Source organism: Aquabacterium sp. NJ1, assembly GCF_000768065.1.
Lineage (GTDB): Bacteria > Pseudomonadota > Gammaproteobacteria > Burkholderiales > Burkholderiaceae_C > Aquabacterium.
Map to the genome: position 1 here is coordinate 1,080,721 of NZ_JRKM01000001.1, position 22,722 is coordinate 1,103,442.

General features: G+C 63.4%; 22 protein-coding genes and 1 tRNA gene. 13 read left to right on the forward strand and 10 right to left on the reverse strand.

The window, feature by feature from the left end:
- Positions 1–67: 67 nt before the first annotated feature.
- Together JY96_RS04640 and JY96_RS04645 are read right to left on the reverse strand one after the other, a co-directional pair.
- Positions 68–1,699: a 3-(methylthio)propionyl-CoA ligase gene (locus tag JY96_RS04640; protein ID WP_035035367.1), complete on the reverse strand. Its 1,632-nt coding sequence runs from the start codon at positions 1,697–1,699 to the stop codon at positions 68–70.
- 200 nt (positions 1,700–1,899) lie between these two features.
- On the reverse strand, positions 1,900–2,337 hold the full coding sequence (locus JY96_RS04645; protein WP_035035370.1) for a thioesterase family protein: 438 nt from the start codon (positions 2,335–2,337) through the stop codon (positions 1,900–1,902).
- A gap of 152 nt (positions 2,338–2,489) precedes the next feature.
- On the opposite strand from JY96_RS04645, the gene JY96_RS04650 reads away from it, so the two are divergent.
- The 6 genes from JY96_RS04650 (at position 2,490) to JY96_RS04675 (ending at position 10,210) form a co-directional block, all read left to right on the forward strand.
- Positions 2,490–3,263, forward strand: a complete 774-nt coding sequence (locus JY96_RS04650; protein ID WP_235333852.1) for a TetR/AcrR family transcriptional regulator — start codon at positions 2,490–2,492, stop codon at positions 3,261–3,263.
- Positions 3,260–4,417, forward strand: a complete 1,158-nt coding sequence (locus JY96_RS04655; RefSeq protein WP_035035372.1) for an efflux RND transporter periplasmic adaptor subunit — start codon at positions 3,260–3,262, stop codon at positions 4,415–4,417. Before JY96_RS04650 ends, JY96_RS04655 begins: the two co-directional genes overlap by 4 nt.
- 12 nt (positions 4,418–4,429) lie before the next feature.
- Positions 4,430–7,600 (forward strand): efflux RND transporter permease subunit, encoded by a 3,171-nt coding sequence (locus JY96_RS04660; protein ID WP_035035375.1) that lies wholly within the window; start codon positions 4,430–4,432, stop codon positions 7,598–7,600.
- 55 nt (positions 7,601–7,655) lie between these two features.
- A complete protein-coding gene (locus JY96_RS04665; protein ID WP_035041233.1) occupies positions 7,656–8,309 on the forward strand; it encodes a protein-L-isoaspartate O-methyltransferase in 654 nt (217 codons plus the stop codon).
- 27 nt (positions 8,310–8,336) lie between these two features.
- Positions 8,337–9,740, forward strand: a complete 1,404-nt coding sequence (locus JY96_RS04670) for a TolC family outer membrane protein (protein WP_369796123.1) — start codon at positions 8,337–8,339, stop codon at positions 9,738–9,740.
- A gap of 134 nt (positions 9,741–9,874) precedes the next feature.
- Positions 9,875–10,210 carry a hypothetical protein gene (locus JY96_RS04675; protein ID WP_152606362.1) on the forward strand — a complete coding sequence of 112 codons (336 nt, stop codon included), beginning with the start codon at positions 9,875–9,877 and terminating at the stop codon, positions 10,208–10,210.
- 63 nt (positions 10,211–10,273) lie between these two features.
- Here JY96_RS04675 and JY96_RS04680 read toward each other — a convergent pair.
- From JY96_RS04680 to petA, 6 genes are all read right to left on the reverse strand, one after another.
- A tRNA-Thr gene (locus JY96_RS04680) sits at positions 10,274–10,349 on the reverse strand.
- 49 nt (positions 10,350–10,398) lie between these two features.
- Positions 10,399–11,025, reverse strand: a complete 627-nt coding sequence (locus tag JY96_RS04685; protein ID WP_035041243.1) for a ClpXP protease specificity-enhancing factor — start codon at positions 11,023–11,025, stop codon at positions 10,399–10,401.
- Positions 11,026–11,050: 25 nt separating this feature from the next.
- A complete protein-coding gene (locus JY96_RS04690; RefSeq protein ID WP_035035379.1) occupies positions 11,051–11,665 on the reverse strand; it encodes a glutathione S-transferase N-terminal domain-containing protein in 615 nt (204 codons plus the stop codon).
- Between the two features lie 138 nt (positions 11,666–11,803).
- On the reverse strand, positions 11,804–12,571 hold the full coding sequence (locus JY96_RS04695; protein ID WP_035035382.1) for a cytochrome c1: 768 nt from the start codon (positions 12,569–12,571) through the stop codon (positions 11,804–11,806).
- Positions 12,572–12,591: 20 nt separating this feature from the next.
- Positions 12,592–13,995 (reverse strand): cytochrome bc complex cytochrome b subunit, encoded by a 1,404-nt coding sequence (locus tag JY96_RS04700; RefSeq protein ID WP_035035385.1) that lies wholly within the window; start codon positions 13,993–13,995, stop codon positions 12,592–12,594.
- Positions 13,996–14,008: 13 nt separating this feature from the next.
- On the reverse strand, positions 14,009–14,605 hold the full coding sequence (petA, locus tag JY96_RS04705) for a ubiquinol-cytochrome c reductase iron-sulfur subunit (protein WP_035035387.1): 597 nt from the start codon (positions 14,603–14,605) through the stop codon (positions 14,009–14,011).
- Between the two features lie 264 nt (positions 14,606–14,869).
- Here petA and mscL point away from each other — a divergent pair, with 264 nt between their 5' ends.
- Together mscL and JY96_RS04715 are read left to right on the forward strand one after the other, a co-directional pair.
- Positions 14,870–15,292: a large conductance mechanosensitive channel protein MscL gene (gene mscL, locus JY96_RS04710; RefSeq protein ID WP_035035389.1), complete on the forward strand. Its 423-nt coding sequence runs from the start codon at positions 14,870–14,872 to the stop codon at positions 15,290–15,292.
- Between the two features lie 117 nt (positions 15,293–15,409).
- Entirely contained in the window at positions 15,410–17,890 is a 2,481-nt protein-coding gene (locus tag JY96_RS04715; RefSeq protein WP_052162140.1) for a DUF1631 family protein, read from the forward strand.
- A gap of 30 nt (positions 17,891–17,920) precedes the next feature.
- On the opposite strand, the gene pdxA is transcribed toward JY96_RS04715, so the two are convergent.
- A complete protein-coding gene (pdxA, locus tag JY96_RS04720; protein ID WP_035041248.1) occupies positions 17,921–18,928 on the reverse strand; it encodes a 4-hydroxythreonine-4-phosphate dehydrogenase PdxA in 1,008 nt (335 codons plus the stop codon).
- 142 nt (positions 18,929–19,070) lie between these two features.
- On the opposite strand from pdxA, the gene hisI reads away from it, so the two are divergent.
- The 5 genes from hisI to tatC all read left to right on the forward strand — a co-directional run bounded on the left by hisI (position 19,071) and on the right by tatC (position 21,489).
- A complete protein-coding gene (gene hisI / locus JY96_RS04725; RefSeq protein WP_035035391.1) occupies positions 19,071–19,463 on the forward strand; it encodes a phosphoribosyl-AMP cyclohydrolase in 393 nt (130 codons plus the stop codon).
- Positions 19,460–19,852, forward strand: a complete 393-nt coding sequence (locus JY96_RS04730; RefSeq protein WP_035035393.1) for a phosphoribosyl-ATP diphosphatase — start codon at positions 19,460–19,462, stop codon at positions 19,850–19,852. The genes hisI and JY96_RS04730 overlap by 4 nt, the downstream gene beginning before the upstream one ends.
- Before the next feature lie 104 nt (positions 19,853–19,956).
- Positions 19,957–20,187, forward strand: coding sequence for a Sec-independent protein translocase subunit TatA (gene tatA / locus JY96_RS04735; protein ID WP_035041251.1), 231 nt, complete (start codon positions 19,957–19,959; stop codon positions 20,185–20,187).
- A gap of 45 nt (positions 20,188–20,232) precedes the next feature.
- Positions 20,233–20,691, forward strand: a complete 459-nt coding sequence (locus JY96_RS04740; protein ID WP_035035396.1) for a twin-arginine translocase TatA/TatE family subunit — start codon at positions 20,233–20,235, stop codon at positions 20,689–20,691.
- A 12-nt stretch (positions 20,692–20,703) separates the two neighbouring features.
- On the forward strand, positions 20,704–21,489 hold the full coding sequence (gene tatC / locus JY96_RS04745) for a twin-arginine translocase subunit TatC (RefSeq protein ID WP_035035399.1): 786 nt from the start codon (positions 20,704–20,706) through the stop codon (positions 21,487–21,489).
- 11 nt (positions 21,490–21,500) lie between these two features.
- Here the strand turns inward: tatC and JY96_RS04750 are convergent, their stop codons facing one another.
- Positions 21,501–22,679 (reverse strand): trypsin-like peptidase domain-containing protein, encoded by a 1,179-nt coding sequence (locus JY96_RS04750; RefSeq protein WP_035035401.1) that lies wholly within the window; start codon positions 22,677–22,679, stop codon positions 21,501–21,503.
- Between the last annotated feature and the right edge of the window lie 43 nt (positions 22,680–22,722).

The following is a 22,722-nucleotide window of genomic DNA, read 5'->3' on the forward strand; positions in this document are numbered from 1 at the left end:
ACAACACACGAGCTGCGCAAAAAAAAGGCGCCTCCAAACGAGGCGCCTTGTGTGTTTACGGCAACGATCAAGCCGTAGGCAGCTTGTGGTCTTTGAACTTCTCGCGCAACTGCAACTTCCAGATCTTGCCCGTGGCCGTGTGGGGGATCTCGTCCACGAACACCACGTCGTCAGGCGTTTGCCAGTTGGGGATCTTGCCTTTGTAGAAAGCGATCAGTTCTTCCTTGCTCACCTCGGCACCAGGCTTCTTGACCACCACCATCAGCGGGCGCTCGTCCCACTTGGGGTGATGGCAGGCAATGGCCGCGGCCTCCTGCACGGCCGGGTGGGCCATCAAGGCGTTTTCCAGGTCGATGGAGCTGATCCATTCGCCGCCGGACTTGATCACATCCTTCGAGCGATCGGTGATCTGCATGTAGCCATCGGGGTCGATGGTGGCCACGTCGCCCGTGGGGAACCAGCCATCGTGCAGCGGCGACTTGTCGATGTTGAAGTAGCCGCTGATCACCCAGTGGCCACGCACCTCCAGGTCACCGGCCGACTTGCCATCCCAGGGCAGCACCTTGCCTTCGGCATCCACAATGCGCATGTCGATGCCGTACACCGACTTGCCTTGCTTTTCCAGCAGCTTCTGCTTGTCTTCCGTCGACCAGTCTGCGTGCTTGGACTTCAGTCGGCCCAGCGTGCCCAGCGGCGACAGTTCGGTCATGCCCCAGGCATGGATCACTTCGACGTTGTAGTCGTTCTCGAAGGTGCGGATCATCGCGGGCGGGCAGGCCGCGCCGCCGATGATGGTGCTCTTGAAGGTGCTGAACTTCAGGTTGTTGGTCTTGACATGGTTCAGCAGGCCCAGCCAGATGGTGGGCACGCCGGCGCTCATGGTGACCTTCTCTTCTTCGAAGAGGTTGTACAGCGAAGCACCATCCAGGTGGTGACCAGGGAACACCAGCTTGCAGCCCACCATGGCCGCCGTGTAAGGCAGGCCCCAGGCATTGACGTGGAACATGGGCACCACGGGCAGCACGGTGTCCGTGGCCTTCAGGCTCATGGCGTCGGGCAGCGCTGCGGCGAACGCATGCAGCACGGTCGAGCGGTGCGAGTACACGGCGCCCTTGGGGTTGCCGGTCGTGCCCGAGGTGTAGCAGATGCTGGCCGCGGTGTTCTCATCGAACGAAGGCCAGCAGTAGTTGCCATCTTCGGCCGCAATCAGGTCTTCGTAGCAATGCAGATGGGGCAGCGCGCACTCACGCGGCATGTTCTCGCGGGCGCACATCAGCACCACATGCTGGAGTGCCGGCAGCGAAGGCGCCAGCTTCTCGACCAGGGGGAAGATGTTGAGGTCAACGAAGATGACCTTGTCCTGCGCATCGTTGGCGATCCAGGCCACTTGCTGCGGGAACAGGCGCGGGTTGATCGTGTGGCACACACGCTGCGAGCCCGACACCGCGTAATAGATCTCCATGTGGCGATAGCCGTTCCAGGCCAGCGTGCCCACGCGGTCGCCTGCCTCCAGGCCGAGGCGATCCAGAGCCTGCGCCAGCTTGCGCGAACGCAGTTCGACCTCGGTCCAGTTGGTGCGGTGCATGTCGCCTTCCACACGCTTGGACACGATCTCGACATCACCGTTGTGACGTGCCGCGTGCGTGAGCAGCGACGAGATCATCAAGGGCATGTGCATCATTTGGCCCATCAGGCTCATAGGAACTACCTCCGAAAAACAGGACGACGCATTTGACCAGCGGGCCAAAACAGGAAACAAGCCGAATCAGATCAGCGCAAAGATCATAGACGCAGCCCGCCCATAATCCATGGAGAACCCCCAAGGGATAACCCTGGGATCACGCCAAATCGGCATTTAGCCCGCCAATCCGGGAAACATACGGAACCAGATGCAAACCGTCAAGGCATGCGCAGGGCTTGTAGCGCCTTGAGGAAAGGCTCGGGCAAGGCCACGGGCCGGCGCGTGGCGCGGTCCACATACACATGCACAAAATGCCCTACCGCCGCCGTCTGCGGAGCGCCCTCGTCAAACAGGCCGATTTCGTAGCGCACGCTGCTCTTGCCGATGTGGCCCAAGCGGATGCCGGCGTCCACGTTGCGCGGGAACTCCAGCGGGGCGAAGTAATTGCAATGCGTCTCGATGACCAGGCCGATCACCTCGCCCTGGTGGATGTCCAGCACGCCCGCCTCGATCAGGTAGCGGTTGACCGCCGTGTCGAAGTAGCTGTAGTAGGTGACGTTGTTGACGTGTCCGTAGATGTCGTTGTCCATCCAGCGCGTGGTGATGGTGCTGAAGTGGGCATAGGCGGCCCGGTCTTGTGCTTGCGGTCGTTCCATGTGCTGACTTGTTGGGTAGATGAGGCGATGCGCCGTGCGCGGGTCAGCGGGCATGATAGCCATGCGCGTGTGGCGCCAAGGGGCCGTTTGACCAATGCAAGTCCAGGCGGCTACATTACTGACCCACAGGTCAGTTACTTGGAAACCTCGTCTTGAGCCGCACGCCCTCGCCTGCCTCCACCCTGCCCCTGAAGCCGCACCAAGCGGACGGGGAAGCGCCCTCTTGCCCCATCGTGGCAGCAGTGGCAGCCATCGCGCCCAGGTTGCCCGGCGTGCGCCAGCGCCGCAAGGCCGCCCGCCCGCATGAATTGCTGGAAGCCGCGCTCACCTTGTTCGTGGAAAAAGGCCTGGCCGCCACCCGAGCCGAAGAAGTGGCCAAGCTGGCTGGCGTCTCCAAGGGCACGCTGTATCTGTACTACCCCAGCAAGGACGAGTTGTTCAAGGCCGTGGTGCGCGCCTACCTGACCCAGGTCATCGCCGAGGGTCATGAACTGGTCGAGCAGTTTGAAGGCAACACATCCGATCTGCTGCATCTGCTGGCGCACACCTGGTGGTCCCGCGTGGGCGCATCCAAGGCATCGGGCCTGCTGGTGCTGATCATGGCCGAGGCCCGCAACTTCCCCGAATTGGCGCAGTTCTATGTGGACGAGGTGGTGGCGCCCAGCCATGCGCTGCTGGCCCGCGTCGTTCAGCGCGGCATCGACCGCAACGAGTTCCGCCCCATGGACGTGACCTCGGTGGTACACGCCCTCATCGCGCCCATTCAGTTTCTGATCCTCTACCGCCAGTGCACCTCGGTGTGCACGGCCAACCCGGTGCCGCTTGATCCGGAACGTTTCATGACGACCCAGATCGAATTGCTGCTGCGTGGCCTGGAAGTCCGCCATCCGGTCATCCCCAACGAGCTGCCCTCCCCCAACACATGAGCAAACCCACCAAATGGATCGCCCTGGCAGCAGGCGTGCTGATCCTGGGCGGCGGCATCGGCCGCGCCATCGTGCACAAGAAGGCGCAGCAAAACGAACTGGCCCAAAGCACGGCGACGGCGCAAGCCGGTGTGGTGTCCTTGAGCAGCAAGGACGTGCATGAAGTGCGCCCCACCTTGCTCACGCATGCGATTCCCGTATCGGGCAGCCTCACGGCGCAACGCTCGGCCATCGTCAAGGCCAAAGTGGCCGCCGAACTGCTGAGCCTGAGCGTGCGTGAAGGTGACCAGGTCAAGGCCGACCAGGTCATTGGCAAGCTGGACCCTCAAGAGTTCGACACCCGCCTGCAGCAGGCTCGCCAGCAAGCGGCATCGGCCAAGGCCCAATGGCAGATTGCCCAGCAGAACCTGGAGAACAACCAGGCCCTGGTGCAGCAAGGCTTCATCTCGCGCACCGCGCTGGACAACTCCATTTCCAACGCCGCAGCAGCCAAGGCCACGTACGAAGCAGCCCAATTTGCGGTGGACCTGGCCGCCAAGTCCTTGAAGGACAGCATTGTGCGCGCGCCGATTGCCGGGCAGATTTCGCAGCGCTTTGCGCAGGCAGGCGAACGTGTCGGCGTGGATGGCCGCATCGTGGAAGTGGTGGACCTGAGCAGCCTGGAATTGCAGGCGCCGTTGACACCGCAAGATGTCACCCAGGTACGCGTCGGCAGCCCGGCCACGCTGCATGTGGAAGGCCTGCCGGAACCCCTGCCCGCCCGCATCGCCCGCATCAACCCCAGCGCCACGGCCGACACCCGCTCGGTCATGGTCTACCTGGCCTTGAAGCCCCACCCGGCCTTGCGCCAGGGCCTGTTCGTACAGGGCGAAATCACCCTGACGCAACAAGAGGCGCTGAGCGTGCCGCAGACCGCCATCACGCGCGAGTCCGGCCATGATCAGGTACTGCGTGTGCGCGATGGCAAGGTTGGCAAGGTGGACGTGAAGCTGGGCTCGCATGTGGGCAAAGGTGCGAACGAGGTCCCCATGGTGGAGATCGTCGAAGGCCTGCAGGCTGGCGACCGCGTGCTGGCCAATGCATCGGGCACGGTGCACGACGGCCAGGCCGTGACGCTGGGGCAGGCTCAGGCTTCTTCCACTGCTGCACGCTGAGCCGCCCAAGCCATGTGGTTCACCCGCCTGTCCATCCTCAACCCGGTGATGGCGACCATGGTCATGGTGGCCCTGGTCGTGCTGGGTCTGTTCTCGTACCAACGCCTCAAGGTTGACCAGTTCCCCGACATCGAACTGCCCACGCTGGCCATCCAGCTGGACTACCCCGGCGCCTCGCCCGAGATCATCGAGTCCGAAGTCACGCGCAAGGTCGAAGAAGCCGTCAACACCGTGGCGGGCATCAACCAACTGTACTCGCGCTCGTATGAAGGCAGCTCGGTTGTCATCGTGCAGTTCAACCTGGATGTCGATGGCCGCCGCGCGGCCGACGATGTGCGAGAGAAGCTGTCAGCCATTCGCCCGACGCTGCGCGATGAAGTCAAAGAACCTCGTGTGCTGCGCTTCGATCCGGCCAACCGCCCCATCTTTTCGCTGGCGTTGACCTCGCCCAAGGGCTCGCAAAGCGAACAAGCCCTGACCACGTATGCAGACCAGATCCTGCGCAAGCGCCTGGAGAACGTGCGCGGCGTGGGCTCGGTCAACCTCGTGGGTGCGCGCAAGCGGCAAATCAACGTCTACCTGAAGCCGCAGGCCATGCAGGCACTGGGCCTGCGCGCCGAGCAAGTCGCCAACGCGGTGCGCCTGGAAAACCAGGACCAGCCCGCCGGCAGCGTGCGCACCCAATCGCAAGACCGCGTCGTGCAGATCGACGCACGCCTGAAAACCGTGCGTGATTTCGAACGGCTGATCGTGGCCACACGCGGCGGCCAGCCCATCCGCCTCAGCCAGGTTGCGGATGTGGTCGATGGCCCGCAGGAGCTGGACACACTCGCGCTGTACAACGGCAAGCGCACGCTGGCGCTGGAGGTGCTCAAGGCCCAGGGCGAGAACACGCTGGACGTGGTCAAGGGCCTGCGTGACGTGGTGGATCAGGTCGACAAGGAGCTGCCGCCCGGCATGAAGGTCGACGTCATCCGCGACAACAGCCGCCCCATCGCGGTCAGCGTGTCCACCGTGCGCGAAACGCTGATCGAAGGCGCCGTGCTCACCGTCGCCATCGTCTTCCTGTTCTTGAACTCCTGGCGCTCCACCGTCATCACCGGGCTCACGCTGCCGATCTCCATCATCGGCACCTTCCTGTTCATGTACGCCTTCGGCTTCTCGATCAACATGATCACGCTGATGGCCTTGAGCCTGTGCGTGGGCCTGTTGATCGACGACGCCATCGTGGTGCGCGAGAACATCGTGCGCCATGTGCAGATGGGCAAGTCCGCACTGGATGCTTCCATGGACGGCACCAAGGAGATCGGCCTGGCCGTGCTGGCCACCACCTTGTCCATCGTGGCCGTGTTCCTGCCGATTGGCTTCATGGGCGGCATCATCGGCAAGTTCTTCCACGAGTTCGGCATCACCATCGTGGCTGCCGTGCTGATCTCGATGTTCGTGAGCTTCACGCTCGACCCCATGCTCTCCAGCATCTGGCATGACCCGGCCATCCACCGCCATGCCGGTGTGGTGGCGGCCAGCTCGCTGTATGACAAGACCATCGGCCGCGTCACGGCGGCGGTCGAACATTGGGCAGACTCATTGGGCGATGCCTACCAGCGCATCCTCGCCTGGGCACTGGACCACCCCTGGTGGACCATGCTGGTCGCCTTGCTGAGCCTGGTCGGCAGCCTGGCCCTGACGCCGCTCATGGGCACCGAGTTCGTGCCCAAGGCCGACTACTCCGAGACCTTCGTCAACTTTTACACACCGGCCGGCACCTCGCTGGAAGCCACCGAAGCCCGCACACACGATGTCGAAGCCCTGATCCGCGCCATGCCGGAGGTCAGCTACACGCTGTCGACCATCAACACGGGCTTTGCACTGGGCCGCAACCAGGTCAGCATCTACATCCGACTGAAGGATCGCAAAGAGCGCACCCGCAGCGTGGACCAGCTCTCCGCCCCCTTGCGCAAGGCCCTGAGCCAGTTGCCCGACATCACCGTGACGCATGTGGGCCTGCTTGACGCCGTGGGTGGCCAGAAGCCCATCCAGCTGTCCATCCAGGGCACCAGCCTGGCCGAACTGGGCAAACTCTCGCAAGAGACACTGGACAAGCTCAAACAGGTACCCGGCCTGGTCGACCTGGACACCAGCCTCAAGCCCAACAAGCCCACGCTGGACATCCGCGTGCGCCGCGATGCCGCCGCCGACCTGGGCCTGAACGTCGACAGCATCAGCAATGCCTTGTCGGTGCTGGTCGAAGGCAAGACCGTGGGCAGTTGGCTGGCCGATGACGAACAGAACTACGACATCCGCGTGTCCCTGCGCCCCGAAGACCGCCGCACCGCCGAAGACCTGCGCAACCTGCCCCTGGTCGCGGGCGTGGACGCGCAAGGCCGTCCGCGCATCGTCAAGCTGCACCAGGTCGCCGACATCATCGAAGGCCTGGGCCCCACCCAGATCAACCGCCGCGACCTCAACCGCGAAGTCGAGATCACGGCCAACGTGACCGGCCGCTCCATGGGCGAGGTCTCCGCCGACATCAAGACCATTCTGGACAAGACCGCCTGGCCCACCAACTACCACTACCGTTTCGGCGGCTCCACCAAGGACATGAAAGAGGCCTTCGAGTACGCCGCGTCTGCCCTGGGCCTGGCCGTGGTCTTCATCTACATGATCCTGGCCTCGCAGTTCCGCAGCTTCCTGCAGCCCATCGCGCTGATGAGCTCGCTGCCCCTGACCCTCATTGGCGTGGTCCTGACCCTGCTCGTGTTCGGCTCCACGCTCAACATGTTCTCGGTCATCGGCATCATCATGCTCATGGGCCTGGTCACCAAGAACGCGATCCTGCTGGTGGACTTCGCCAACCGCGCCCGCCTGGGCGAAAGTGGGGAATTCAGCGGCGACAGCCACCACACCGACCCCCTGTCCCGCCGCGAAGCCCTGCTCATGGCCGCCCGCGTGCGCCTGCGCCCCATCCTCATGACCACGCTGGCCATGGTGTTCGGCATGGTGCCCCTGGCCTTCGCCCTGACCGAAGGCTCCGAACAACGCTCCCCCATGGGCCAGGCCGTGATCGGGGGGGTGATCGCCTCCTCGCTGCTGACCCTGGTGGTGGTGCCGGTTATCTACGCATTTCTTGATGATTTCAGCTTGTGGGTCAAAAAGCGGCTGAAAACCGACAGCTCTTCTTAAAATCTATGTTTTATCCGGATTACTTTCACTTACCGTCTCCCGTAGGATGCCCAGCATGAACGTCGAACAAGCCCGCTTCAACATGATCGAGCAACAGATCCGCCCCTGGGATGTCCTGGACACCTCGGTGCTGGCACTGCTGTCTGCCGTTCGCCGCGAAGACTTCATCCCCGCAGAACACCGTGCCCAGGCCTTCATGGACCTGGAAATCCCCCTGGGCAACGGCCGCGCCCTGCTCGCCCCCCGCGTCGAAGCCCGCATGGTGCAGGATCTGAACCTGAGCAAGCGCGACACCGTGCTGCTCATCGGTGCCGCCACGGGCTACGTCGCCGCCCTGCTGGCCCACAAGGCCCAGCGCGTGATCGGCCTGGAAACTGACGCCGGCCTGGCTGCCCAGGCCCGTACCAACCTGCGCAACGCCTCGGTGAACAACGCCGAAATCGTGCAGGGCGACGGCACGTCCGGTTTCCCCGGGCAGGCGCCTTACGACGCCATCTTGCTGACCGGCTCCGTGGCCTCCGTGCCGCAAAACCTGCTGGACCAACTCAAGACCGGCGGCCGCCTGCTGGCCATCGTTGGCCAGGAGCCCATCATGCAGGCCACGCTCTTCACCCGCGTGAACGACGCGCAATTCAACAGCCAGGTGCTGTTCGACACCATCGCCCCCCGCCTGGCCGGCTTTGCCGAGCCCAGCCGCTTCCAGTTCTGACTGCTCTCTCCCAACATTGAGGAATCCATGATGTCCAAGTCCGTCAAATCGGCCACCCAGCCCCTTGGCCAGCGAGTAGCCGCCCGCTGGCGCCCGCTCGCCCTGGCCACCGCCACGGCGGTGCTGAGCCTGGCGGGCTGGACACATGCACAAGCCGAAAGCCTGGTTGACCTGTACCAGGCCGCCAAGGGCTATGACGCCGCCTACCTGTCGGCCAAGGCCCAGGCCGATTCCGTTCAATACCAGGTGGACCAGGCCTATGCGCTGCTGCGGCCCTCGCTGGGTTTGAAGGCTTCGATCAACCGCAGCCATTTTGAAAGCTCGATTGACATTCCGCCCGCCTATGCAGGCATCTACCCCTCCTCGACCAACGCGACCAGCAAGACCGGTGGCTTGGCCGCCAAGATGCCGCTGCTGAACAGGGCCGACGCAGCCAAGGTCGACCAGGCAGAGCAATCGCTTGAAGCAGCCAAGGCCGACCTGACCATCGCTGAAAACGACCTGGCCGCCCGCCTGACCCAGGCTTATTTCGACGTGCTGGCAGCCCAGGACGTGCTCACCACCACACAAGCCAACAAGAAGGCGCTGGCCGAACAGCTGGCCTCTGCCAAGCGCAACTTCGAGGTGGGCAACGCCACCATCACCGACACCCGCGAAGCCCAGGCCCGATTCGACCTGGCCTCCGCCCAGGAGATTGCCGCCACCAATGACCTGCAGGTCAAGCGCATCGCCCTGGATCAGCTCGTTGGGCGCAAGGACGTCACCCCCAGCCCGCTGCTGACCCCCGCCAATCTGGACGCCTTGGCCCCAGGTCAGATGGACGACTGGGTGGCCCAGACCTCCGCGTCTCCCGTGGTCCGCAAAGCGGAAGTGGGCTTGAAGGTTGCCAAGCTGGAAATCGACAAGGCCAAGGCTGGCAACTGGCCCACGCTGGATGCAGTAGCCAATCTTTCTCGTACCAAAATTGACTCGAGCACCTTCCAGGCCACCACGAGCTCGGGCACCAACGCCTCCATCGGCATCGAACTGAACATGCCGCTGTACGCCGGTGGCGCCATCCAGAACCGGGTCAAGGAAGTGCTGTCTCTGTCCGACAAGGCCGAGCGTGATGTGGACAACGCCAAGCGCAGCGTGGCCCTGGCCACCCGCCAGGCCTTCTCTGGCGTGCAATCGGGCCTGGCGCAGGTCAAGGCCTATGAAGCCGCCGAAGCCTCTGCCAAGCTGGCACTCGAAGCCACCCAACTGGGCTACCGCGTCGGCGTGCGCATCAACAAGGACGTGCTGGACGCCCAGACCGCCCTGAGCTCCACCCAGAAGGACCTGTACAAGGCTCGCTACGACGTCATCGTCGGGTCGATCAAACTCAAGCAGGCCGCCGGCACGCTCAAGCCCGAAGATCTGGTCGAACTCAACAAGCTGGTTGCCAAGTAAACCCGCCCGACACCGCACTCGCAGGCCCGCAACAGCGGGCCTGTTTTCTTGCGCTCCCGCAGGCTGGCGGCCTGTCCGCCGAGGCAGGATTGGGCTACATTGAATTCAGCGACCCCCAACCACAGGAAGACAACATGACACGCCTGCCCCTCTTGAGCTGTACCCTTGCGGCCCTGGTGATGCTCACCGCCTGCGGCAGCGTCCAGCGCCACGAACGTTATGCCGGCCATGTGATTGAAGCCAACCCCGACATGGTCACCCACTGCAAGCTGATCGACACCCTCAGCAGCAGCTCGGGCCTCACCGGCTTCTTCGCACCCAAAGGCGTCGACAACATCAAGCAGAACTTGCTGCGTCAGGCCGACGCCATGGGCGCCACCCATGTCGTTTGGAACAAGGCCAACGTGGGTTATGACGAGACCTCATTGAAGGCCATGGTCTACCGTTGCCCAACAGCCGATCACCCTTGATACACGGGCAAGGAGCCCAAAGAAAAAGCCTGCAACACAGAAGTGCTGCAGGCTTTTTTGATTTGGTGCCGGCTGTCGGATTCGAACTGACGACCTACCGCTTACAAGGCGGTTGCTCTACCAACTGAGCTAAGCCGGCCCTGATCGACATGCGATCAGAAGCTCGTATTCTACAACGGGAATGAGGCTTACTTGATGCGCCGCAAGGCCGGGCGCCCACCACCGGAAGGCGGGGGGTCCGTCTGATCGTCACCACGATCCGTGGCCTTGGGCGCGGACTCCAGCTCCACCGGTTTGACCGATTTGGGGCGGTCCTTGGCCGGTGCTGCTGCAACGTCCTTGCCCTCGCTCTTGCCGGCCTTCGCCAGCTTCAGCGAAGGTGCCCGTTCGATGGGATGGTCCGCAGGCAGGCTCGCGTGCATGACGGCCACATCGCCCCCCTCGTCCGGCGACGAGGGTGAGTCCACCCCCTCACCACCCAAGGAGGTTGGCACCGGGAAGGCCATGCCCTGGCCATTTTCACGCGCATAGATCGCGATCACATGGTCAACCGGCACGCAGATATCACGCGCCATGCCGCCAAAACGCGCCTTGAACTCGATGAAGTCGTTGCCCAGCTGCAAGGCGCTGGTGGCCTCGAAGCTGACGTTGAGCACGATCTCGTTGTTCTTGACGTATTCCTGCGGCACCTGAACGGAGCGGTCCACATAAACAGCCAGATAGGGCGTGAACCCGTTGTCGGTACACCAGTCGTGCAGCGCACGGATGAGGTACGGCCGCGTGGAAGAACCCTGGGAATCTTGTTCAGTGGACATGCTGCTCATTCAGACCGGTGACGGATCACTTGCGCATCACTTTTTCAGACGGCGTCAGTGCCTCGATGTAGGCCGGACGCGAGAAGATGCGCTCAGCATACTTCAACAGCGGCAGTGCATTCTTGGACAGCTCGATGCCGTAGTAATCCAGGCGCCACAGCAGCGGGGCGATGGCCACGTCGAGCATCGAGAAGTCGTCGCCCAGCATGTACTTGTTCTTCAGGAAGATGGGCGCCAGCTGCGTCAGGCGGTCGCGAATTTGCGAACGGGCCTTTTCCAGCTGCTTGTCGTTGCCCTTCAAGCCGCCACGGCCTTCCAGCAGGTTGACGTGCGAGAACAGTTCCTTCTCGAAATTCAGCAGGAACAGGCGCACGCGGGCACGGGCAACGGGGTCACCCGGCATCAGCTGAGGATGCGGGAAACGCTCGTCGATGTACTCGTTGATGATGTGCGACTCGTACAGGATCAGGTCACGCTCAACAAGGATGGGCACCTCGTTGTACGGGTTCATCAGGGCGATGTCTTCGGGCTTGGCGAAAACGTCAACGTCACGGATTTCGAAATCCATGCCCTTTTCGAACAACACAAAACGGCAACGGTGCGAGTAAGGGCAGGTCGTTCCGGAGTAGAGCACCATCATGGCGGTGGGCCTCCTAATAGTCAGTCTAAAAAGGCTCGTGGTGAGAGCCACCACAAAACAACGAAGCGCAGTGACTGCTTTGCAGCAGTCCACTGCGCCAACAACGCTCTCACCGACGAATCAGTGAGGGCGCCTGAATCACTTCACGTCTTTCCAGAAGGCGGCATTCAGACGCCATGCGATAAAGAAGAAGATCGCCAGGAAAATCAGCACGCCCACGCCGATGCGGGTGCGCTGGTTCTGCACAGGCTCACCCATCCACTGCAGGTAAGCCACCAGATCGGCCACGGCGCTGTCGTACTCCTGGGGCGACAGCTTGCCAGGGGTCAACTGCTCGAAACCTTCGAACTTGTGCTCGGTCTTGCCAGGGTTGTGCGGATCGGCTTCTTCCACGAACTTGGCCGCACGCTGGCCCTGCAGTTCCCACAGCACGTGCGGCATGCCGACGTTGGGGAAGATCAGGTTGTTCCAGCCGGTCGGGCGGGTGTCGTCACGGTAGAAGCTGCGCAGGTAGGTGTAGAGGTAATCCGCACCGGTACCGCTGCCGCTGGCACGCGAACGAGCGATCAGGGTCAGGTCAGGCGGCACGGCGCCGAACCAGACCTTGGCGTCCTTCGGATCCAGCGAGACCTTCATGACATCGCCCACCTTGTCCGTGGGGAAGAGCATGTTGTCCTTGATCTGCTGCTCGGTCAGGCCGATGTCCCTCAGGCGGTTGAAGCGCATGAAAGCAGCAGAGTGGCAGTTCAGACAGTAGTTCACGAACAGCTTGGCACCGTTTTGCAGCGCGGCCAGGTCGGTCATGCGTTCCTTGGGGAACTTGTCGAGCACCAGGGCTGTATTGGCGTGCGCCGCACCCGACACCAGGGCGACAGCAGCCAGCAAAGAGGCAAGGATTTTTTTCATGTCTGTGTTTCCTGCTTCTATCAGTGAGGCTTGAAGGTCACACGATCGGGCACTTGCTTGAAGGTGCCGAGCTGGCTCCACCAGGGCATCAGCACGAAGAAGCCGAAGTACAGCAGCGTGCCAACCTGGGACACGACGCCGCCGATTTCAGACGGAGGCTGCACACCCAGGTAGCCCAGGATGACGAAGTTCACCACGAACACGGCGTACACGATCTTGTGCCAGCCCGGACGGTAGCGGATGGACTTGACCGGGCTCTTGTCGAACCAGGGCAGGCCAGCCAGGATCACCACGGCGCCGCCCATCACGGCCACACCCCAGAACTTGGCTTCGAGGACCTTGAGCAGCCCGATCAGCACGGCAGCGCCAACCAGCCCGGCGATCTTCGTCTGACCGGTGCCCTTGCCCTTGACCAGGTTCAGCACGGCAGCCAGCCCAACGATCACGCTGAACACGGTGACCATCTGGTCAGTCGTGGCACGCAGCATCGAGTAGAAAGGCGTGAAGTACCAGACCGGCGCAATGTGCAGCGGGGTCTTGAACGGGTCAGCGGGGATGAAGTTGTTGTACTCCAGGAAGTAACCGCCGAACTCGGGCATGAAGAAGATCACGGCCGTGAAGCAGATCAGGAAGCCCACCACGCCCACGATGTCGTGCACCGAGTAGTAGGGGTGGAAAGGCACGCCGTCCAGCGGGTGACCATCGGCATCCTTGGGGCCTTGCTTGATCTCGACACCGTCGGGGTTGTTCGAGCCCACTTCATGCAGCGCGATGATGTGCGCGACCACCAGGCCCAGCAGGACCAGGGGCACGGCGATCACGTGCAGCGAGAAGAAGCGGTTCAGGGTGGCATCGCCCACGACGTAGTCGCCACGGATCAGGATGGCCAGGTCAGGACCGACGAAGGGGATGGCGGAGAACAGGTTGATGATCACCTGGGCGCCCCAGTAGGACATCTGGCCCCAGGGCAGCAGGTAGCCCATGAAGGCTTCGGCCATCAGGCACAGGAAGATCAGGCAACCGAAGATCCACACCAGTTCACGCGGGGTACGGTAGGAACCGTAGATCAGGCCGCGGTACATGTGCAGGTACACCACGATGAAGAACGCCGAGGCGCCCGTCGAGTGCATGTAGCGGATCAACCAGCCCCATGGCACGTCGCGCATGATGTATTCGACCGAGGCAAAGGCCATGGCCGCATCCGGCTTGTAGTTCATGACCAGGAAGATGCCGGTCACGATCTGGATCACCAGCACCAGCATGGCCAGCGAACCGAAGAAATACCAGAAGTTGAAGTTCTTCGGCGCGTAGTACTCGGACATGTGCTCCTTGTACATCTTGCTGGCCGGGAATCGGTTGTCGATCCAGGTCATGAACTTCTCGCCCGCCGAGGCGCCGGCAGGCGCTTGCTTGAATTCAGCCATTGCGTCTCTCCTGTCAGGCCTTCTTGTCTTCACCAATCAGCAGCTTGGTGTCAGACAGGTACATGTGGGGGGGGACTTCGAGGTTGTCCGGCGCCGGCTTGTTCTTGAACACGCGGCCGGCCAGGTCGAAGGTCGAGCCGTGGCAGGGGCACAGGAAGCCACCAGGCCAGTTGTCGGGCAGCGAAGGCTGCGGGCCAGCCTGGAACTTCGACGAAGGCGAGCAACCCAGGTGGGTGCAGATGCCGACGGCCACCATGATTTCGGGCTTGATCGAGCGGAGCTCGTTGCGGGCGTACTCAGGCGTCATTTCCGGCTTGCGCTCGGATTTCGGGTCAGCCAGCTCACCGTCGATCTTGGGCAGCTCGGCGATTTGCTCGGGCGTGCGCTTGATGATCCACACCGGTTTGCCGCGCCACTCGACCGTCATCATCTCGCCCGGCTTGAGGTTGCTGATATCAGCCTCAACGGCAGCACCAGCTGCGCGAGCACGTTCTGAAGGTTGGAAGGTCGAAACGAAGGGGATGGCGGTGGCCACGCCGCCCACGCCACCGGCGGCGCAGGCCATGGTCACCCAGGTCCGACGGCTTTGATCCACTGGCTGATTGCTCATGGGTATCCTTATGGACTTTGAGAGGACAGATGGGACGATGAGATTGGGGTCAACCTCGCATTCTAACGGACGTCTGTCGGCCCTCCTCCCCTTGGCCGCACTTGTTGATCAGACTCAGACTCCCGTCAGTCTGTAACATTTACGCAACGCGCCCGTGCACCAAGGCCCTCCGCAGCCGCATGCCGTCCGTCGCGACATCCGCAGCCGGGCCTACAGTCACCCCGAGGGTCACATTTCATTTCCATCAAGGAACGGAGTCACGCAATGAGTTTTTTCAGTGAATTCAAGGAGTTTGCCGTCAAGGGCAATGTGGTCGATCTGGCGGTCGGTGTGATCATCGGCGGCGCCTTCGGCAAGATCGTCGACTCGGTCGTCAATGACCTCATCATGCCGCTGGTCGGCAAGGTGGTGGGTGGACTGGATTTCAGCAATTACTACATTGCGCTGGCTGGTCAACAACCTGGCCTGCCGCTGGCCGAAGCCAAGAAGGTCGGCGCCGTGTTCGCCTATGGCAGTTTCCTGACCGTGGCGCTGAACTTCGCCATCCTGGCGTTCATCATTTTCCTGATGATCAAGCAGATCAACCGCCTGAAGAAGGAAGAGCCTGCAACCGCCCCGGCGGCGCCAGCGCCCACCTCTGAAGACATCTTGCTGCTTCGTGAGATTCGTGACAATTTGAAACGATAACGAAAGACGGGGCGGAAGCGGCCGATATCCAACGATCAAAGGCAGTCCCTTTTTGGGACAGTTCATGCAGCGGCCCGAAATGGGCTGCTGACACCCTGATCTGATTGGACCCGTCCTGTGACCGACCCTCGTTTAGACATCGTTCTTGACCGTGCGCACAGCCGCGTCAACAAGGCGGTGTCGGACGCCATCGACAAGGTTCTGACACAGCTCGGGCCGCTGTCCCTGTCGGCCACCAGCAATTCACAGCGCCAGCTGCTGATGAGCGCCGAGCGGGAGCTGAAATTCAAGGCCCCGCAGGTGAGCGCCAGCTTCAACAAGGGCTTTCGCCAGCAACTGGACAAGGCCAACCGCGTCACCCAGAGCGGGCACCAGACGCTGGGCAATGACACCGACTGGGCCTCTTTGTCCCTGGTGGACAACGAAGAGGTGGAGCGCAGCGTCACCGCCGACCGCATGGCCCAGGCCCTCACGCATGAATGCGACGCGGAGCTGGGACCGCTGCAGGCCCACATGACCACCCTGCTGGGTGACCCCAGCCCCGAGCGCAACCCGCTGCGCCCCCCCGGCATTGCCAAAGCCTTGCTGAATGCGCTGGCCGACGTGGGCAGCGAACCGGACGTGGTGCAGACGCTGGGTCAGCACGCCGGGCGCGTGCTGGGGCAGGAGCTGCGCAACTGCTACAGCCAGATCCTGGCCGACCTGAAGGCCCAGGGCGTGACGCCACAGGGCCTGTCGGTCAACCGCGCGCGCCAGGGCACGGCGACAAGCCCCGGTAGCCTCAATGGTGAACTGCCCACGGCCACGCCGACGCAACCAGGCACCTTCAACGACAGCACCGCCGGGCGCAGCACCTCCGGCTATGCCAGCGCACCGCTGACCGCCGAAACGCACCTGCGTGCCGCCCAGGCACTCAGCGAGATGTTCGGCGTGACCATGCCCGGCCCCGTACCGAACGGCCCGGCCCCCATGGGGCTGCGTGCGCCGCGGGCGCCTGGCGGCATGCCGGCCGTCAACCCCGACTTTCAGAACCTGCTGCGCCAGATCGCCGCCCAGACACCCGCCCCCGGCTGGACGGCGGACTTCCCCGGCGCCGATGGCGCAGGCGCTCAGGGCGAGATCAGCGCAGGTTTTGCCGGCCCGCTGATGGCCGTCAACCTGATCCGCGCCCACCGGGAAGAACTGGTGCGCGCCAGTGGCGGTGCCGCCCTCGATCAGATGGTGATCGATATCGTGGCCGCCCTGTTCGACCAGGTGCTGTCCGACCCCAAGGTGTCGCCGCAGATGGCCCGCCAGATCGCCCGCCTGCAGATGCCCGTGCTGCGTGTGGCCCTGGCCGACATGAGCTTCTTCAATTCACGCAAGCACCCCGTGCGGCGCTTCGTGAACCGCATCGCGACCCTGTCGGCCTCTTTTGATGGCTATGACGACGGTGCTGGCCGCGCTTGCCTGGAGCGCGTCACCGCGCTGGTCGATGACATCGTCGCGGGCGATTTCGACCGCATGGACGCCTACGAGTCCAAGCTGGCCGAGCTGGAATCGTTCATCGACACCGAGAACGCGCGCGAAGCGGCCGAGAACGCCGCCGTGGCCGCCATGCTCAACGGCAAGGAAGCCGATCTGCGCGTGCACCAGCGCTACATGCAGATCCTCAAGCGCGAGCTGGCTGACGTGGAGATGCCCGAGTTCGTGCGGGACTTCCTGGCGCAGATCTGGAGCCAGGTGCAGGTCATGGCGTCGGCCCGCGACGGCGCGCAATCCCCCCTGGCGGCCCGCATGAAGAAAGCCGGGCATGACCTGGCCCTGAGCGTGCAGCCCAAGGGGCACCCGCAATTGCGCAAGGAGTTCCTGCTCAAGCTGCCGCAGCTGATGAAGGACCTCAACGAGGGCCTGGGGCTGATCCAGTGGGCTGACGAAGCCAAGCAGGCCTTCTTCTCGCAACTGTTGCCGGCCCATGCCGAGTGCCTGAAAACCGCGCCGCACCACGACCTGACCCAGCGCATGCTGGAGCACCAGCTGACCAAGGTCGAACAGATTGCCATTCCCAGCCGCGAGGAAGCGGCCAATGACCCGCTGCCCGAGACGCTGGACGACCTGAAGTCGCCCCCGGTGCTGACGGTGGTGTCGGCCCTGAGCGCCACCGAAATCCAGCAGGCCGGCTTTGTGCCCGAGGCCGCGCTGGCCGCCGAAGGCCCGCTGGACATCGACCTGAATCTGCCCGGCGACAACGACCCGTCGCTCAGCGAAATCGACATCAACCTGGACGCCCCGCCGCCGCCCTCGGCCGGCCTGCAACTGGTGCACCACATCCAGAAGGGCACGGCTTACCAGATGATGATGCAGGGGCAGTGGAAAAAGGTTCGCCTGACCTGGGTGAGCGACGGCCGCACCTTCTTCATCTTCAACCACGGCCACACGCACAAGCAGACCATCTCGCTGACGGCCCGCACGCTGGCCAAGATGTGCGACAGCGGCCGATTCAGGGCGTTCGAGCAGGCCGAATTGATCGAACGCGCCACCGTGCGTGCGCGCCGGCAACTGGCCGCACTCGGTTCAGGCGGCGCCAGCGCCGCGCCTCGCGCCCGCTCTGCGGCCTGATCGCTCGCGGTCTCTTTGAGCGTCAGCGCCTCAGGCGCCCGCCCGCCCGGCCACCAGCACACGCGCCATGCGCACGGCCTGCGCGAAACTGGCTTCGTCCGCCCGGCCCGTCCCGGCCAGATCAAAGGCGGTACCGTGGTCGGGGCTGGTGCGCACAAAGGGCAGCCCCAAGGTCACGTTCACCCCCTGGTCCAGCCCCAGGTACTTCACCGGGATCAGCCCCTGGTCGTGGTACATCGCGATCACCACGTCAAATTCGCCAGGGTGCCCTGGCACGTTCCGGGCGCGCATGAAGACCGTATCGGGCGCGTAAGGCCCGCTGGCGTCGATGCCGTCGGCACGGGCCGCCTCGATGGCCGGGCCGATGATGGTCAGTTCCTCGTCGCCAAACAGCCCGCCTTCACCCGCGTGCGGATTCAGCCCTGCCACGGCGATGCGTGGGCGCGGCATGCCCCAAAGTTGTGCACTGGCATGCGTGATGCGGATGGTCTCCAGCACCGACGCGGTGGTGACCTGCTCGATGGCCTGGCGCAGGGACACATGGATGGTCACCAGCACGGTTTTGAGTTCGTCGTTGGCCAGCATCATGCGCACGGGCGCAGGCGCCTGGCCCGGGGGGCTGCCTTCGGCCTGGAGCAGCTCGGTGTGGCCCGGGTAAGGTTCGCCAGCCAGCGCCAGCGCCTCTTTGTGCAAGGGGGCAGTCACGATGCCAGCCACCTGGCCTTGCTGGGCCAGGCGCACCGCTTCGCGGATGCAGGCAGCGGCCGCCTGCCCGGCCCGCACGTCCACCTGCCCCAAGGGGGCGTCCAGCAAATCAGCTGGCAGGGCCGGAGGCACCCAGACGCCCATCTGCCCAGGCTGCAGGCTGGCTTGCTGCGCCAGGCTGCCCAGAGCCACCACCTCGGGTCGATCCGCTTGCGGCAACCAACTGGTCGCCCGCTGCATCACCGCCAGGGAGCCAATCACGACAGCCGCGCCGCCACCTGCGCGCCACCATTTGGCAATGATCTCAGGGCCGATGCCGCAGGCGTCCCCCATCGTGAGCGCCAGCAACGAAGAAGCAGACGAGGAAGAGGGCTCAGCCACGGTGACACCTGTTTATTGCCTGGAAAGGCCAGATTGTCACCCCTGACAACAGGGCCGGATCAGGGCTGGCCCCTCGATTGCTACACTCCCCCCTATGACTTGGTTAGATGAAATCCGCTGGGACGAAAACGGGCTGGTGCCGGTGATCGCCCAGGAAGACACAAGTGGCGACGTGCTGATGTTTGCCTGGATGAACCGCGACGCCCTGGCCCGCACGGCCGAACTGGGCGAGGCGGTGTACTGGAGCCGTTCGCGCCGCAAGCTGTGGCACAAGGGCGAAGAGTCCGGCCACATCCAGAAAGTGCATGCCATCCGCATGGACTGCGACAACGACGTGGTGCTGCTGCGCGTGACGCAGCTCGGCCACGAGCCGGGTATCGCCTGCCACACCGGCCGTCACAGTTGCTTCTTCCAGAAATTCGAGAATGGTCAGTGGGTTTCGGTTGACCCGGTGATCAAGGACCCCGCCAGCATCTACCAAAAATGAGTGCCACGCCCTCCCCCTCCAGCCCGCGTCAGGACGTGCTTGCCCGCCTGGCCGAGGTGATCGAGTCCCGCAAGGGCGGCGACCCGGACAAAAGTTATGTGGCCCGCCTGTTCCACAAAGGCACCGACACCGTCTTGAAAAAGGTCGGTGAGGAAGCAACTGAGACGGTGATGGCCGGCAAGGACATGGCGGCCGACCCCAGCGAGGCGCACCGCAAGGCCTTGGTGGGCGAGTTCGCCGATCTGTGGTTTCACTCCATGGTGGCCATGGCCCACCTTGGCTTGCACCCCGACGAGGTGGTGGGTGAGCTGGCCCGGCGCGAGGGCCTGTCGGGCCTGGAGGAGTTCGCCATGCGGAAGGTAAAGACAAGTGAAGGTGGCGCATCCTGATCAAAATGCGCATGTGCATATATGTGTTCAGGCGAGCCTGAATCGCCAGCACAGCAGACAATTACCGGTTAGTTTTCGAGTCATCAGACTTTTTGGAGAAGATCATGGGTTCATTCAGCATTTGGCATTGGCTGATCGTGCTGCTCATCGTGGTGATGGTGTTTGGCACCAAGAAGCTCAAGAACGTGGGCACCGACCTGGGTGCGGCCGTGAAGGGTTTCAAGGATGGCATGAAGGACGGGACCACCTCGGCCGACGCGCCTCCTCAACAAGTGACCAACGCTGCCCGCCAGGACGCCAACACCGTTGACGTCGAAGCCAAGAGCAAGTCTTGATCGATCTGTTTTTTTGCCGCGCCACTGCAAGGTGGGGCGTAAGCCATGATTGATTTCGGCATCGACAAACTGGCGCTCATCGGTGCGGTGGCCCTGATCGTCATCGGGCCCGAGAAGCTGCCGCGCGTGGCCCGCACCGTGGGCGTGCTGCTGGGCAAGGCCCAGCGCTATGTGTCGCAGGTGCAAAGCGAGGTCAACCGCTCCATGGAGCTGGAAGAGCTCAAGAAGGTCAAGGCGGGGCTCGAAGAGGCTGCGCGCGACGTGGGCCAGTCCGTGGAGCACAGCATCAACGAAGCCCGCGATGCGATCTACACCGACCCGCTGGCCGACCACGCCTCGCAGCATGAGCCCACGCCCTACTACAGCTACGGCCCGCCCGTGCGCAAGAACTGGCGGCTCAAGCGTGGTGCCACGCCACTTTGGTACAAGCAACGCCAGGGCGTGCGCCGCCAGGTGCAGTCCGGCGCCGCGCGGGTGGCGCGCTTTCGTCCCGGCCCCCGCTGAACAGGGTTTTGTGTGAGTGAAACAAACAAACCAGACGAGATGGATGGCAGCGAACAGCCATTCGTGTCCCACCTGATCGAATTGCGTGACCGCCTGATCCGGGCGGTGATTGCCGTGGGGGTGTGCTTTCTTGTGCTGGCCATCTACCCAACACCTTCGGTCCTGTATGACTGGCTGGCGCTGCCGCTGGTGCAGCACCTGCCCAAGGGGGCCACGCTGATCGCCACCAACCCGATCTCGCCCTTCATGGTGCCAATCAAGGTCACGATGCTCGCGGCCCTGATGCTGGCCTTGCCGGTCGTGCTCTACCAGATCTGGGCCTTCGTTGCCCCGGGCCTGTACGCCCACGAAAAACGCCTGGTGCTGCCCTTGATCATCTCCAGCACGGTGCTGTTCTTTGCGGGCGTGGCCTTCTGCTACTTCTTCGTGTTCGGCAAGGTGTTCACCTTCATCCAGAGCTTTGCGCCCAAGAGCATCACGGCCGCACCCGATATCGAGGCCTACCTCAGCTTCGTGCTCAACATGTTCCTGGCATTTGGCGCGGCGTTTGAAGTGCCCGTGGTGCTGGTGATCCTGGCGCGCATGGGCATCGTGTCAGTCGAGAAGTTCAAGAGCTTTCGCAGCTACTTCATCGTCATCGCCTTCGTGATCGCCGCCGTGATCACGCCGCCGGATGTGGTGTCGCAACTGTCGCTGGCCATCCCCATGTGCCTGCTGTACGAGGTGGGTATCTGGGCCGCGCAGCTGTTCGTCAAGCACACGCGCGCCCCGGACAGCGAGGACGCACCAGCCGCCTGATCTGTGAGGGCTTACTCGTCCTGATTGCGCGCCTGAAGCGGCGTCTTCGGGCGCTTGGCCACCACGACGTTGAGCGCCAGGATTTCAGTGCCGCGCTGGACGCGCAATTGCACGGACTCACCCGGTTTGAGCGAGGCCACGGCGTTGAGCAACTGTGCCGTGTTGGCCACCTTGTTGCGGGCCACCTCGACCACCACGTCGCCCGGACGCATGCCGCCTTGCGCGGCAGGGCCGTTGTGCAAGACGCCCGTGATCAGCACGCCATCCTTGATCGGCAGGTTGAAGGTTTCGGCCATCTCGGGCGTGAGGTCACGCGGCTCCACGCCGATCCAGCCACGGGTCACCTGGCCATCGCGGATCAGGCTTTCCATGACCTGGCGCGCGGTCGACACGGGAATGGCAAAGCCAATACCCAGGCTGCCGCCTGAACGCGAGTAGATGGCGCTGTTGATGCCGACCAGGTTGCCCGAGGCATCGACCAGCGCACCGCCGGAGTTGCCCGGGTTGATGGCCGCATCCGTCTGGATGAAGTTCTCGAAGGTGTTGATGCCCAGCTGGTTACGGCCCAGCGCGCTGACGATGCCGGCCGTCACGGTCTGTCCCACGCCGAAGGGGTTGCCGATGGCCAGCACAGGGTCCCCGACTTGCAAGGCATCCGAATCACCGAAGGCGATGGAAGGCAGGCGGTCCAGGTCCACCTTGAGCACGGCCAGGTCGGTGTCCGGGTCGGTGCCGATGACCTTGGCAGAGGCCTTGCGCCCGTCGGTCAGCATCACCTCGATGTCATCCATGTGGTCGACCACATGGTTGTTGGTGAGCACATAACCCTCCGGCGACACGATCACGCCCGAGCCCACACCGGATTGCGGCTGGCCTTCCTGGTCGCCAAAGAAGTAGCGAAACCAGGGGTCGTTGCGGCGCGGATTGCGCGCAGCCGAATTGCTGGTCACGACGCTGACCACAGTGGGCGCAGCCTTCTGGGCCGCGTCCCGAAAGCCCAGGGCCACGGCCGCAGGCGCTGGCGCACTGCTGCCAGGGGCTGCGGCCGGCACCACGGCCACCGTGGCGCCAGGCAAGGCTTGACGCCAGGACACGGACTGGATCCACTGTGGTTTGAATGTCGAGACCACGAACAGCACGGCAACCGCCACGGTCACGGTCTGCGAGAAAATCAGCCAGGTTTTACGCATGAATGCCACAAGCCATGAACAACATCAGTCAGAAAGGCCAGCC

Bases quoted from the DNA above. Each gene is read 5' to 3' on its own strand.
- JY96_RS04645 (WP_035035370.1), bottom strand. From the start codon at position 2,337: ATGGAACGACCGCAAGCACAAGACCGGGCCGCCTATGCCCACTTCAGC.
- JY96_RS04685 (WP_035041243.1), bottom strand. From the start codon at position 11,025: ATGTCCACTGAACAAGATTCCCAGGGTTCTTCCACGCGGCCGTACCTC.
- JY96_RS04675 (WP_152606362.1), top strand. From the start codon at position 9,875: ATGACACGCCTGCCCCTCTTGAGCTGTACCCTTGCGGCCCTGGTGATG.
- JY96_RS04750 (WP_035035401.1), bottom strand. From the start codon at position 22,679: ATGCGTAAAACCTGGCTGATTTTCTCGCAGACCGTGACCGTGGCGGTT.
- mscL (WP_035035389.1), top strand. From the start codon at position 14,870: ATGAGTTTTTTCAGTGAATTCAAGGAGTTTGCCGTCAAGGGCAATGTG.
- JY96_RS04730 (WP_035035393.1), top strand. From the start codon at position 19,460: ATGAGTGCCACGCCCTCCCCCTCCAGCCCGCGTCAGGACGTGCTTGCC.
- pdxA (WP_035041248.1), bottom strand. From the start codon at position 18,928: ATGGGGGACGCCTGCGGCATCGGCCCTGAGATCATTGCCAAATGGTGG.
- JY96_RS04740 (WP_035035396.1), top strand. From the start codon at position 20,233: ATGATTGATTTCGGCATCGACAAACTGGCGCTCATCGGTGCGGTGGCC.
- JY96_RS04660 (WP_035035375.1), top strand. From the start codon at position 4,430: ATGTGGTTCACCCGCCTGTCCATCCTCAACCCGGTGATGGCGACCATG.
- JY96_RS04655 (WP_035035372.1), top strand. From the start codon at position 3,260: ATGAGCAAACCCACCAAATGGATCGCCCTGGCAGCAGGCGTGCTGATC.
- tatA (WP_035041251.1), top strand. From the start codon at position 19,957: ATGGGTTCATTCAGCATTTGGCATTGGCTGATCGTGCTGCTCATCGTG.
- JY96_RS04665 (WP_035041233.1), top strand. From the start codon at position 7,656: ATGAACGTCGAACAAGCCCGCTTCAACATGATCGAGCAACAGATCCGC.
- JY96_RS04640 (WP_035035367.1), bottom strand. From the start codon at position 1,699: ATGAGCCTGATGGGCCAAATGATGCACATGCCCTTGATGATCTCGTCG.
- JY96_RS04670 (WP_369796123.1), top strand. From the start codon at position 8,337: ATGATGTCCAAGTCCGTCAAATCGGCCACCCAGCCCCTTGGCCAGCGA.
- JY96_RS04700 (WP_035035385.1), bottom strand. From the start codon at position 13,995: ATGGCTGAATTCAAGCAAGCGCCTGCCGGCGCCTCGGCGGGCGAGAAG.
- hisI (WP_035035391.1), top strand. From the start codon at position 19,071: ATGACTTGGTTAGATGAAATCCGCTGGGACGAAAACGGGCTGGTGCCG.
- JY96_RS04695 (WP_035035382.1), bottom strand. From the start codon at position 12,571: ATGAAAAAAATCCTTGCCTCTTTGCTGGCTGCTGTCGCCCTGGTGTCG.
- JY96_RS04690 (WP_035035379.1), bottom strand. From the start codon at position 11,665: ATGATGGTGCTCTACTCCGGAACGACCTGCCCTTACTCGCACCGTTGC.
- petA (WP_035035387.1), bottom strand. From the start codon at position 14,605: ATGAGCAATCAGCCAGTGGATCAAAGCCGTCGGACCTGGGTGACCATG.